Source organism: Rufibacter radiotolerans (assembly GCF_001078055.1).
Lineage (GTDB): Bacteria > Bacteroidota > Bacteroidia > Cytophagales > Hymenobacteraceae > Nibribacter > Nibribacter radiotolerans.
Genome location: NZ_CP010777.1, coordinates 2,584,176 through 2,597,963, shown reverse-complemented (window position 1 = coordinate 2,597,963; position 13,788 = coordinate 2,584,176). Strand labels below are relative to the sequence as shown.

The 13,788-nt window shown below is 50.9% G+C and carries 6 protein-coding genes; 4 read left to right on the top strand and 2 right to left on the bottom strand.

The window, feature by feature from the left end; genetic code table 11:
- Window positions 1-60: 60 nt before the first annotated feature.
- Together TH63_RS10780 and TH63_RS10775 are read left to right on the top strand one after the other, a co-directional pair.
- Entirely contained in the window at window positions 61-1,416 is a 1,356-nt protein-coding gene (locus tag TH63_RS10780) for a family 43 glycosylhydrolase (RefSeq protein WP_048920948.1), read from the top strand.
- Between the two features lie 281 nt (window positions 1,417-1,697).
- Window positions 1,698-4,616, top strand: a complete 2,919-nt coding sequence (locus TH63_RS10775) for a glycoside hydrolase family 2 protein (protein ID WP_048922757.1) — start codon at window positions 1,698-1,700, stop codon at window positions 4,614-4,616.
- A gap of 449 nt (window positions 4,617-5,065) precedes the next feature.
- Here TH63_RS10775 and TH63_RS10770 read toward each other — a convergent pair whose 3' ends face one another.
- Entirely contained in the window at window positions 5,066-6,322 is a 1,257-nt protein-coding gene (locus tag TH63_RS10770; RefSeq protein WP_048920947.1) for a glycoside hydrolase family 28 protein, read from the bottom strand.
- A 652-nt stretch (window positions 6,323-6,974) separates the two neighbouring features.
- Here TH63_RS10770 and TH63_RS10765 point away from each other — a divergent pair.
- Window positions 6,975-9,059, top strand: a complete 2,085-nt coding sequence (locus TH63_RS10765) for a rhamnogalacturonan lyase (protein ID WP_197088543.1) — start codon at window positions 6,975-6,977, stop codon at window positions 9,057-9,059.
- Between the two features lie 151 nt (window positions 9,060-9,210).
- On the opposite strand, the gene TH63_RS10760 is transcribed toward TH63_RS10765, so the two are convergent.
- Window positions 9,211-10,155: a family 43 glycosylhydrolase gene (locus TH63_RS10760; protein ID WP_197088542.1), complete on the bottom strand. Its 945-nt coding sequence runs from the start codon at window positions 10,153-10,155 to the stop codon at window positions 9,211-9,213.
- A 640-nt stretch (window positions 10,156-10,795) separates the two neighbouring features.
- Between TH63_RS10760 and TH63_RS10755 the strand changes: the two genes are divergently transcribed.
- Window positions 10,796-13,750, top strand: coding sequence for a glycosyl hydrolase 115 family protein (locus tag TH63_RS10755; protein WP_076606465.1), 2,955 nt, complete (start codon window positions 10,796-10,798; stop codon window positions 13,748-13,750).
- The last annotated feature ends 38 nt before the right edge of the window (window positions 13,751-13,788 follow it).

Sequence of the window (13,788 nt, the reverse complement as noted above, 5' to 3'; positions counted from 1 at the left end):
AGAAAAATCTCTCCGGTACTGTTGGTACTAATTCTATTGGTCATTTTCCAACGGGCAGCAATGGGGCAAAAACTTGGAACCTATAGCGCTGTCTATTCAGGAGTCCCCTGGTTTGATGACCGGGGAAAGGTGGTTAGTGCGCACGGTGCCAATATTATCAAAGACAAAGGCCGGTTTTACCTGTTTGGCGAAGCGCATACTGACACCAGCAACGCGTTCGCGGGTTTCAACTGCTATTCTTCTGCAGACCTCTATAACTGGAAGTTTGAAAGCGTGGCGCTGCCGGTCCAGAAAAGCGGCAAACTAGGACCCAACCGAGTAGGGGAACGGCCCAAGGTGATGAAAAGCCCCAAAACCGGGGAATATGTCATGTTCATGCACGTAGATACGCTCGGGTACAAAGACCAATTCATTGGCTATGCCACGGCCAAGACCGTTGCCGGACCTTACACCTTTAAGGGCCCCTTGCTGTTTAACGGGAAACCGATTAAACGATGGGATATGGGTACTTTCCAGGACCAGGACGGTTCTGGGTATGTCCTGAGTCACGGCGGGTTTATCTATAAGCTAAGCGATGATTTCAAAAGTATCAGCGAACTCGTGAACAATGCCTTCGGGTCTGGGTTTGAGTCGCCGGCCCTGTTTAGGAAGGACAGCATCTATTACTTCCTGGGCTCGCATCTCACCAGCTGGGAACGCAACGACAACGATTACTACACCTCTACTTCGTTGAAAGGGCCCTGGACCAAACGTGGGCTTTTTGCCCCAGAGGGTACCCTTACCTGGAACTCCCAAACCTCTTTTGTGCTGCCTACCACAGGTTCCAAAGAGACCACCTTCCTGTTCATGGGTGACCGGTGGTCTTTCCCCAAGCAGGCCTCGGCGGCTACCTATGTGTGGCAACCGTTCACTGTTTCGGGCTTTTCCCTGTCCATTCCTAAGTACCAAGAAGCCTGGCAAATCAATCTTTCAACGGGCGTCGCTTCACCTTTGGTGAACAAAGTAAAGACCATAGAGAACACAGACGAGCAAAGAATTACCTACACCGGAAAATGGCAGCAATCGACTTCTGAAACCTTAACCGAGAGTAGCTCTGATGTAAAAGACGCCTCTTTTACCGCAACCTTTAAAGGCTCCCAGATAAGCTTTTACGGCCTTTCGCGCCCAGACGGCGGCTATGCCCGGGTAATGGTGCGTGACCGCAAAGGGAAAACCATCCTGGCTTCCATCGTGGATATGTACAGTAAATATCCTTCCCCCGGGCTCAGGTTCCAAAGCCCGGTGCTCCCTAAGGAAACTTATACCTTAACCGTAACGGTGATGGGCGAACGCGGCAATTGGTCAGATAAACGGAAATCCAACTATGGTAGCACGGGCTATTTTGTCTCCCTGGATAAACTGGTGATCAAAGAATAAACGTCTTCTATTGGAGCCTGAATGGTAAAAGCAGGAAATTGGATTCAGACGAACGTCCATCACACTAAATCTGGATTATAAAGATTAACGTGACGGTATGAAGAAGGGGAAACCGGAGCAATATCCGGTTTCCCCTTTTCTATGCATTAGAAGTTTCGCAGTATTTCTAAAATAAATGTCCCAAAATTTAAACCAGGGAGCCGGATAGAACAGGATACCTTTGCCAGAGTTGTAAATTACTTTTAGGCTGACACCAAATGCTTACCCCAAGTTACAAACGCATGTTCACAAAAAAGCTATCGTTCCTCTTTGTGTTGCTGCTTCTGGCAGCAGAAGCCTTCTCCAAGTCGCCGGCCAAGCGGGAGGTGAAATACCTGTCTGGTACTGATAATAAAAACACCGTGGCCTGGGACTTTATGGTGACCGGCGGACGGCAAAGCGGGAAATGGACCACCATTCAGGTGCCTTCGCACTGGGAGCAACAGGGCTTTGGAACCTACAACTACGGCCGCGACTATGTGACCTACGGCAAGAACTTCCGCTTCGCGGATGAGAAAGGCCTCTACAAGCACAAGTTCCAGGTGCCCAAAGGCTGGAAAGGCAAAGACATTTACATCGTTTTTGAAGGGGCCATGACCGATACCGAGGTTAAGATCAACGGTAAGTCTGCCGGACCTGTGCACCAGGGCGCCTTCTATCAGTTTAAGTACAATGTCAAGGACAAGGTAGAGTACGGGAAGGAAAACCTGCTGGAGGTAACGGTTAGCAAAATGTCGGCAGATGCGTCTGTGAACAATGCGGAGCGGTTAGCCGATTACTGGATTTTCGGGGGTATTTTCCGGCCGGTCTACTTAGAGGCGTTCCCAACCCAGCACGTGGCCTACACCGCCATTGACGCCAAGGCCGACGGCGCTTTCTCCATGAACGTGCATTTGGTGAACCCCCAGGCGGGAAATGAGGTAGTGGCAGAAATTGTAGACGCCGCAGGCAAAGTGGTAGGCACCGGCAAGGCGACTATCGCTAAAGATACGATGGTGAGCATCAAAACCAACGTGGCCAGCCCGCGGCAGTGGACCGCCGAGACCCCCGCGCTCTACACTGTGAACACCTACATTAGATCTGGCAGGAAAAACCTGTACCAGACTTCTGAGAAATTCGGGTTTAGGACCATTGAGGTGCGCGAAGGCGACGGTATTTACCTGAACGGCACCAAGATCAAGATGAAAGGCGTAAACCGCCACGTGTTCTGGCCCGAGACCGGCCGTACGGTGAATCGCGACATTGACCTCATGGACGTGAAACTGATGAAGGAGATGAACATGAACGCGGTACGGTGCTCGCATTATCCGCCAGACAAAAGCTTCCTGCAACTCTGTGACTCATTGGGTCTTTACGTGCTGGATGAACTGGCTGGCTGGCAGAAAGCCTACAGCACTAAGGCCGGCTCAAAGTTGGTCAAAGAAATGGTTATCAGAGATGCCAACCACCCGTCTATCATCATCTGGAGCAACGGCAACGAAGGTGGCCACAACAAGGAACTGGACGATGACTATGGCCAATATGACCTGTCTAAACGGCCCGTAATCCATGCGCATCACCGTCCGGGCAACGCGTTTAACGGCATAGACTGTAACCACTATGAAGATTACTACAGCACCAAAAAGATATTAGAGGGCCCCAACATCTATATGCCCACCGAGTTTCTGCACGCCCAGGATGACGGCGGCGGCGGAACCTCTCTGGCGGACTTTTGGGAACTTCACTGGAACAGTAAACTTGGGGCCGGCGGCTTCCTCTGGGACCTAACCGATGAAGGCATTGTGCGCACCGACCTCAACAACACCATTGACGTGAACCGGGTGAACGCCCCAGACGGCTTAATGGGCCCGCACCGCGAGAAGGAGGGAAGCTTCTTTGCCATCAAGGAAATTTACTCGCCGGTGCACATCAAAATGGATAAACTGCCGGCCTCCTTTGAGGGTACCATTCCGGTAGAGAACCGGTTCCATTTTACCAATCTCAACCAATGCACCTTCCAGTGGGAACTAGCCGATTACCGCAAGCCCGGCGACAGCTTCACCGGCTCCATGGTCCGCAAAAAAGGAACCGGGGCCGGCCCATCTATCGCTCCTACCGCCAAAGGGAACCTGAAGCTGAACCTCCCCGCTGACTGGAAAAACTATGACGTGCTCTCGCTCACGGCCTATGACCCAAACAAAGACCAGCTCTACACCTGGACCTGGAACATCAAAACCCACGGTCAAATGCTGGACGGCCTGGTGCTGTTAACCAAAGAGCAGGCGCAGGCCAAGAGCAAAGCAGACACCACCAGCCAAAAGAGAAACAACCAGTCTGACTGGAAAGTGGAGGTAACCGAAACGGATTCTACCATCATGCTAAAAGGTGGGGAGGTTTCAGTGAAGCTGAACAAGAAAAAAGGCACCTTGACTGAGGTATTGAACAGCACCTCTAAGAACCTGAATTTTGGCGATGGGCCCTTCATGGTGGCCGGTAACGCGAAAGTAGCCAGCGTGAAGCACTACGCAGACGGCGACGGGCACGTGGTGGAAGTGAACTACAGTGGTGATATGAAATACGCCAAATGGAAGATGCACGGCAGCGGTTGGGTTAGTCTGGATTATGAGTACAGCCTGGCTGGAGATTATCCGTTTACGGGCATCACCTTTACCTACCCAGAGAACTTTATCATTGGCGCCAAGTGGTTGGGCAAAGGCCCCTACCGGGTCTGGAAAAACCGTCCGCAAGGGGTGGAATACAACGTGTGGGAGAATTACTACAATGACGTTCAGACCGGCAGCGCCCCCTGGCAGTACCCAGAGTTCAAAGGGTATTTTGCAGACGTTACCTGGATGGAGTTTAACACCGTGGAAGGTAAATTCATTGTGGCCACGCCGCAGGAAGGCTTGTTTGTGCGCCGCTTTGACTTCTACGGTCTGTCTGGTATCAAACCGCACCCAGAGCTTCCCATCGGTAACCTGTCCTTCCTGGACAACATCCCGCCGTTGGGCACCAAACTGGCCCTGAACATCAGTGCCAACACTCGAAATCTTGGACCAGCCGGAGAGATGAACAAAGTAACAGGCCCCATTAAACGCACCTTGTACTTCTACTTCGGGCTGCCCAAGCCAGAGACTTCTCCCCAGCAATTTGAACGGCCTGTGGTAAACGAGCTATTCTAAAAAAAAGCACCTGGCTAGAGGTTGAAAACGAATTAGGTATAGACTTAGGTCGCAACATCATCTGCCTTTTGGCTGCCTCATGGTAAGAAAAGCCTTTAAACTGCAAACCCCAACCCATTGAGGAGCCTAGCTCTTCAATGGGTTGGGGTTTGCAGTTTAAAGGCAGTTTTAGCGAAAACACGCTTAAAACAACACCCTGCCATAATTGACAAAAAAGAAGTAATCTGACTAAAAGCTGGAAGCCATTTGTGCGCTTTTAGAGAATAGAAAAAGAAAGCCTTCCTGTTTTGGGGCCGTTTTTAGAAAAATGGCCCCAAAACAGGAAGGCTTTCTTTTATTTATAGCAAGAGAGAAGGAAACCAAGGGACCTTTTAAAGGGCCTTTCTTTCGTGCCTAATCCTTCCTTAAAAAGCGGCTGCTAACGAACGGGTCTGGAAGCCCAACCGCCGTTAGTTTTTATTAAGGACCAATTCAGTTCCGTTTACCGTTACATTCACCATCTCCACCTGCGGGTAAGCGTTTTTTAGGGTAGGTTTTTCTGCCTTTATTGTGCTATTCCGGAAAACAATACCGCTTACCACATCTGAGGAGTTTCCTTCCAGCACTCCCAGATTGTTGCACTGTATAGTAAGGTTAGAAAAGATAATGTTTCTGATGGTGCCGAAGGGTTTCTCAGAGCTTCCGCCAAGGTCAAAGAATTGTTTCCAGGGGCTCATGTTCACCAAAGATCCACACTTGCCCGTGATGTTCTCTATGGTGATGTTCTCAAAGGTTTGGTAGGTGTCTGGGCGCATTTTCATTCTTAGGAGCGGGGCGTTGTTGTCTACCCTGCAGTTGCGCATGGTAATTTTCTGCGCATGAATACTCTCGCTGCCCAGCGTCAAGACGGAGTGTGTTTCGCCGAAGGTGCAGTTCTCTATCAGGATATCCTCCACTGGTCCGTTTTCAGGTAATGTATGTGCCGTTGGCCCTTTCCCGCCTTTAATGGCAATGGCGTCATCATTCACGGAGATGTAGCACCCCCTGACAATGACATTTCTGCAAACGTCAATGTCAATGCCGTCGGTGCTGGGGGCCGGGACCGGCCTGTAAGGGGAGCGGATGTCGCAGTTCTCTATCAAGACGTTGTTTGACTGGTACAGATGGGTGGTCCAGAAGCCGGCGTTCCGAATTTTCACGTCCTTGATGGTCACATTATTGCTGCCCCAGATAAAGATAAGGCGGGGGCGATGCACGTCAAGATTGGTGGCCACCTGGTTCAACTTTTTAAGGGAATCGCGGTAGGCCCAGAACTGTTTCCAGAACTTTTCCCCGTTGCCGTTAATGGTGCCTGGGCCGGTAATGCTGAAATTGTTCACCTGGTAGGCGTTGACCAGGGCCGCATAGTAATCCAGCTTCTGGCCTTCCATCCGCGACGGAATCAAGGGGTAGTGGGCAATGTCATCTGAGCCTTTCAGCACGGCGCCTTCTAATAACCGGAGGTTAGTTTTCGGTTTGAAGAACAGGGCGCCGGAGAGAAAAACCCCTTTGGGGATGACAATGGTGCCTCCGCCTTTTTTGTGCACCTTATCTATAAGTTTTTGAATAGCTAGGGTGTTCAGTTTAGTGCTGTCTTTGCAGGCGCCATACTTGGTAATCACAAAGTCTTTTGCTTGAGATGAAACCAGTGTGGCCGCAAAGAGGAGGGATAGGAGAAATTTCTTCATACTTGATAAGGGGCTTGCAAAGTTTAAAGGAGTAAATCACTGGTTTGGGACAGGTCTGCAAAACCTTTTCCGCCTACAGCAAATCCATGTTGGGCCATCCATTACCGAAGTCCCCCTGCATATTTTTGACGCACCTTAAAGGTATTATATGTTTTACTTTTTTCTATCCTGCCATATCCTGTTAGGAAGTGGTTTAGGTAGAAAAGGTTAGGTGGAGGGCTTAAGGTTGAATAAAATACCTAGTCCTAGCCTTTGGTAAGTCTACGATTACCGCCTCCCTGTTTTAAGCCCGTTTTTAAGAAAGTAGGCTTAAAACAGGGTAGGCTGGAAGATGTGAAAGAGGAAGGAAGATTTCCTGAAGTGTACAGGATGCCGCAGGATAATCCTTTTCTAAATGGTAAGTAAATTAGATGCTGCTGGAAAAGTGGCTTTTACCTTAACCTTATTGGTGTAAGCAAAGGTTTCTCTTTTAAACGGCAGCTAATCCTAATTTTTGAATGCGTTTCTAAGATAAATTTAAATGACTCCCAGAGCCCACGTTTTACCTAAGCCCTTTGCTCTGTTCGCAAGAGGAAGAACAGCAGAGGGAAGAATATCCCTTATGACCCCCTCTGCCACCAAAAGGGCATGGTGCACCGTGCTGTTATTTTTTATGATATTGGTTTGCACGGCTGGCTTCGCGCAACGGCACGTTGAGAATCTGGGCCGCGGAGTAGTGGCCGTCCGGACCAATGACAGCCAAGTGTTCGTGAGTTGGCGGGTTCTGGGCACTGATTTACCAAAGGTTGCCTTTAACCTGTACCGGGGGAAATTGAAACTCAACCAAACGCCTATTTCGGGGGCCACCAATTACCTGGATAACACCACCGGCAATGAGGTCTACACCGTACGCCCGGTAATAGAAGGGAAGGAGCAAGCCGCCTCCGCACCCGCCACCGTCTGGACAGAACCTTTCAAGCGCCTTCCATTGCAACGGCCCGCCAACGGCACCACGCCCAAAGGCGAAGAATATTCTTATAGCCCCAACGACTGCAGTGTGGGAGATGTAGATGGAGACGGCGAATATGAAATCATTGTGAAATGGGACCCCTCCAATACCCATGACAACTCCCATAGGGGCTATACCGGAAATGTCTACCTGGATGCCTACAAAATGGACGGTACCCAACTCTGGCGCATTGACCTGGGCAAAAACATTAGGGCCGGCGCGCATTACACCCAATATATGGTCTATGATTTTGACAGCGACGGCAAAGCCGAACTAGCCTGTAAGACCGCCGACGGGACTATAGACGGGGCCGGGACCGTGATTGGTGACCCCCTGGCAGATTACAGGAATAACTTTGGATATATTCTGAGTGGCCCTGAGTACCTGACCATTTTTAATGGCCAGACCGGGGCATCCATGGCAACCACCAACTATGTGCCGGGCCGTGGCAACGTGGCCAGTTGGGGAGATAGTTACGGTAACCGGGTAGACCGCTTTCTGGCGGGAGTTGGCTATTTTGACGGTCAGCGGCCCAGCCTGGTCATGTCCAGAGGCTATTACACCCGCACCGTAGTGGCGGCCTGGGATTGGCGCAATGGCCAATTAACCCAGCGCTGGATATTTGACACCAACACCCCCGAAAACAGACCCTATGCCGGCCAGGGCAACCACAGCCTCAGTATCAATGACGTAGATAGAGACGGCAAAGACGAAGTAGTCTATGGCTCTATGACCATAGATAATAACGGTACAGGCTTGTACAGTACCGGTTTAGGCCATGGAGACGCCCTGCACGTGAGCGATCTTGACCCCAACCGTCCGGGTCTGGAGTCCTGGACGGCCCATGAATCGCAGGGCCAATACCAGGGCAACGGTCTCTGGATGCGCGATGCCGGCACCGGTGAAAAACTATGGGGCATCCCCACCACCGGTGATATTGGCCGCGCCATGACCGCCGACATTGATCCGCGCCACAAAGGCTATGAGGTTTGGGGCGCCGTGAGAGGAGGTCTGTATAATGCCAAAGGCGAGGTTATTTCTACAAACAAACCACGCAGCATGAACTTTGCCAGCTGGTGGGATGGCGATTTGCAGCGCGAACTGCTGGACGGCACCTCCATTGATAAATGGGGCTACGCCAATGGCAACCAAATAAGACTACTCTCGGCCCACACCTATGGCGCCGAAAGGAACAACTGGACTAAGTCCAACCCCGGCCTAAGTGCTGATATTCTAGGCGACTGGCGGGAAGAGGTCATTTACCGGCATAACAATAACCAGGAACTCCTGATTTTCACTACCACTATTCCCACCCCGCATAGGTTGTATACCTTCATGCATGATACCCAATACCGCACCGCTATTGCCTGGCAAAACGTAGGTTATAACCAGCCTCCGCATACCAGTTTTTATGTGGGCGAAGGCATGTCAGCACCACCCACTCCGGCTATAGCCCTTGTACAAGACAAAGGACCAACGGCCCCCGCTATTTATCTAACCGCCCGCGGCGGAGAGTCTAAAACCTACCTGGGCTGGTCTACTATCAACTATAAAGTAGCTAGGCTAGAAGTGTACCGAAGCCCAGAACCAAATCCAGCCAACCGGGTTCTCATTTCCAGGCTGGATGGGGCCACGAAGTCTTTTCTAGATGAAAACCTGCCCAATAAAACCACTTACTATTATTGGGTTGACGGGTATGATGCCAGCGGTAGAAAAGTAACTTCGGCCCCCGCCGCAGCTACGTTTTAAGCAACCGTTCAAAGTTCTGTTTCAGGGCTATTTTTAGAAAAACAGCCTTAAAACAGAACCTCTGGTTTAAAATGATGTTGCTTTCTACTTCCCTCGTAAGGCATTCTTCAGGAGAAGGTTGGTTTTTTTAACCTTTGAGGTTTAATAACTTCTACTTACCCGGTTTCAGGTGAATGTAGGTAGGTTTGTCTCTATCAGTGGTTAGCTTTCCGTTCTGGTATTGCAGCTCTGCGAGTTGAATAACGCTTCTTTTGGCATTTACTGAACTGGCTGGGGACGGATTGGCTTTTGCCCTGCCCGGGTGGGTAAAGTAAAAAAGGTAAGCTTTGCCATTGTTCACCACCACATCTGGGTGACCGCCTATGGCCTGGTCATCTTTGCCTTGGCCGGGTTCTTCCAAGAGACGTTCTTCCTGGGGTTTCCAGGTGAGCAGGTCTGGAGAAGAATAGACCTGCAGGCCTTTCCAGGCGTCAATGATCATCCAGTACTGGCCTTTCCACTGAAAGACCTTAGGGCCCTCACCTCGGGCCTTAATGGCTCTGCCTTTGTCTTGCCATTGGTACAGATCTTTGCTGTCTGCGTAGTAAATGGATTTACCGTCCCGTTCATTGTTGTACCACAGGCGCCAGGTGCCGTCAGGGAGGCGGAACACATTGGCATCTATCACTTTGTCATTTACCAGCGGCAGCGTGGATTGATAATCCCAGTTGAACAGGTCCTGGCTGGTTAGATGGATAATGTGCCGTGGGTGGTTCCAGTCAGTGAAAATGCCGGGCACATAGGTGAGGTACATGTGGTAAGTGCCGTCATGCTCAATCACGTCAGGGGCCCAGTGAGTGTAGGCCGCTACCGGCCGGTAATTGATATTGGCGGTGTCCCGGTAGGTCCAGGTGGTGCCTCCGTCAGAAGACTCTGCAATACCTATGCGGGTGCCGTGCACCCAGGTCACGCCTTCGGCTTGGGCATTGGTGGCCCGCCTGTTGGTGTAGAGCATGAACCATTTCTTTTCCTTTTTATGGTAGACGATCACCGGGTCTGCGGCCCCGTCATAAATGGGGTCGGAGAATAAGGGTTTGGCTACTGCTTGCAGGGGCACACTCTTATGAGAACAGGCACCTAATGACAGAAGCATCATCAGTAATAGAAGGAGTGTTTTTGGTTCCTTTATATCAAAACAAGAAGAAAGGAATGAGGTCAATGTTGTTTTCTTCAGCATGGGTAACGTGGGGAGAATTCTGCTTATAGGCTGTTTGTTATAATCGAGCTCCTGATTAAAAGTAAAAGTTACTCTGCTTTTCACTGTCCTGTGCTATCCTGTGATGGTGGTTGAAAGTGGTATAAGTGAAGGCGGACTTAGAGGCGGATTGGATTATTTGTTTGCAAAGAAGAGGCTCAACCAGGTAAGGGTACTTTATTCAAAAAAATAATGAAAGCTTTCAGACCACTATTAATGGAAATGGCTAAACGGCCCGATATCAAAAGAAGGCATCATCAAAGCGTTGCGGACCATGAAAAAAACGGGGATAATCAATACATTCATTGGTACTTATATCCTGAACCGCATCTCTTATCCTCGAAACCTGATCAGGCAGTCATGTAGGTACAGGATAGCTTTGTGCCGGAGCGTTGTATTATTGCAGAAAGCTGTCGAGCCTTAAAAGGTTGGTCTTTTAATTGAAAGCCTTTCTCTTTTAGCTTTGAGGTGCTGCTGCTTTATCCTCCTTTTAAAAATATACATGAAACGCCAATTCTCCCTAGTTCTTCTAATCCTCGCTATTCTAGCCAACTTCTCAGTTCGGGCCCAAAACAAGGCAACACTGCAGGTTACTACGGTAGCTTCGCCTGGGGCTTTCCCTTTGGTGCAGGGAGGCAAGGCCGCCCCCATTTTGGTGGACGGGAAAGATGCCGAGGTGGTGCGCATTGCCGCCAGGGCCTTGGGCGAAGATATAAAAGCAGTCACCGGTTTTACGCCTGAAATCGGAAAGACAGGCCCAAACCAAGTCATTGGTCTGCCGGTGATCATGGGTACCTTGGGGCAATCAGCACTTATTGACCAGTTGGTGAAGGAGAAGAAACTACTGGTAGGCGATGTGAAGGGCAAGTGGGAAAGCTATACCATGGCCGTGGTGGAGAAGCCTTTTGCCAATGTAGCCCAGGCCCTGGTCATTGCCGGCAGCGACCGCCGTGGAACGGCCTTCGGGGCGTTTGAGCTCTCCCGCCTGATGGGGGTTTCCCCTTGGGTCTGGTGGGCCGATGTGGCTCCAGCCCACAAAGCAGACCTATTTGTGACGCCGGGTATGCTGGTGCAAGGCCCGCCCTCGGTAAAATACCGCGGCATTTTCCTGAATGACGAAGACTGGGGTCTGCAGCCCTGGGCAGCCCGGAGCCTGGACAAAGACATCCAAGACATTGGACCGAACACGTACGCCAAAATATTTGAGTTGCTGCTGCGCCTGAAGGCGAACCTTATCTGGCCGGCCATGCACCCCAGTACCAAAGCCTTTTTCCACTACCCAGGTAACCCCCAAGTAGCAGATGATTATGCCATTATGGTGGGAACCTCGCACGCAGAGCCCATGCTCCGCAACAACGTGGATGAATGGAAGTCTGCTACCATGGGGGCCTTTGATTACTTCAAAAACAGGAAAAGCGTGCAGAAGTATTGGGAGAAACGGGTGAAAGAGGCCAAAAACGTTGATGCCATTTACACCATGGGCATGCGCGGCGAGCATGACAGCGGCATGCAGGGCGCTAAGACCATTGCTGATGCCGCTACTATCCTGGAAACCATCATTTCTGACCAGCGGGCCATGCTCCAGAAGCACATAAACCAAAACGTGGAGGCGGTACCGCAGGTCTTCACTGCTTACAAGGAGGTATTGGATATTTACGACCATGGCCTGAAATTACCTGAAGACATTACCCTGGTGTGGCCCGATGACAACTATGGGTACCTGCACCGGCTGAGCAACCCGCAGGAGCAGAAACGGCCGGGTGGGTCTGGGGTATATTACCATGCCTCTTACTGGGGCAGGCCCCATGATTACCTCTGGCTCAGCACCACGCACCCATCGCTAATCAGGGAGGAAATGATGAAAGCCTATGCGTTAAAGTCTGACAAGCTGTGGGTGGTAAACGTGGGAGACCTCAAGCCCCAGGAGTACAATCTGGAACTGTTCCTGGACATGGCCTATTACGCCCCGGCCTTCCAGGAAAGCGGCTCCGTGCAAAAGCACCTGCAGAAGTGGACCCAGGAAACCTTTGGGCAGGAAAAGGCCGCTGCCATCAGTTCCCTTTTGTGGGAATATTATCAACTGGCCTTTGAGCGCAAGCCCGAATTCATGGGCTGGAGCCGCACAGAACCTACCACCCAAACCACCTACACCGCCTACAACCATTTCTTCTACGGCGATGAAGCCCAACGGCGCCTGGACCGGTACGAGGCCCTGGAAAAACAGGTAAAGGAGCTTCGTACCCAAATAAGCGCCCAAAAAGCCGATGCCTTTTACCAACTGGTGTACTACCCGGTGGTGGGGGCATCGCTCATGAACAAGAAATTTCTCTACCGGGACAAAAGTTACCTCTTTGCCAAACAGCAGAGAGCCAGTGCCCAAGAGTACGCCCAGCTTTCGCGGCAAGCGTATGAAGAAATTGTAAAAGAGACAGCTTTCTACAACAACCAGTTGGCCAATGGCAAATGGGCGGGCATGATGTCTATGAAGCCCCGCGACTTACCCGCCTACCAGGCACCGGTGTTGCCTGAAATCAAGTTGAACCCTACTGCACCATGGGGGGTGGCGCCAGAGGGTTTTGTCACCAAAGATTCTTCGCTGGTACCGGGGCCGACCTTGTCGCTCCCCATGTTCCAGCCCTGGGGCGGACAACGCTACTTTGTGGATGTGTTCCTGACCGGAAGCCAACCTCTTTCCTGGAAGGCCAACGCCTCAGACAAATGGATAAAGTTGTCTACCGAGAAGGGAAAACTCACCTCGGCGGAGGGCCAGAAACAGCAGCGCCTGTGGGTCAGTATAGATGTGAGCAAGGTTCCCAAACACCAAAAGTCCAAGGGGTATATCACCTTTAAAGCGAATGGGATTAAGATAAAACTAGAGGTAAACGTAGCTTCCGCCCCTGAAACTCCTGACCTGGATTTCTATAGGGGATTCATGGAAAACAATGGCTATGTCTCCATCTTCGCGGGCAATTTTACCCGCCAAATAGAGAAACAAGGCAGAAGCTGGGAACCGGTAGCTGGCCTGGGGCATACCCAAAAAGCGCTGATGGCACCGCTTTCCTTTGCTGCTACCGTCACTGACCCGGAGAAAATCAAAGAAAACGCCCCGATAGTGGAATATGATTTCTACTCACTTACCGCGGCAGCTCCCATCGTTTCTGTTTATACGCTGCCTACCCACCCGGTCACAAGCAGCTTTAGCATGCGGTACGGCGTTTCCATAGATGACGGGCCGATAAAGGTACTTGACTTTAAGACCGTAGGCCGAAGCGAAGAATGGAAAGTGAATGTGCTGGAAAACAGGGCCAAACGGCAGGTAAAGTCTCCTTCCCTGGCACCCGGAAAACACACACTTAAAATCTACCTGCTAGACCCAGGCGTGGTTCTGGATTACATCACCATAGATCTGGGAGGGTTGAAAAAGGCCTATTCCATTATCCCGGAAACGGTGAAATAACTAGCTACTGCGCAATGGACAACGAGGCTCCGGAGCGG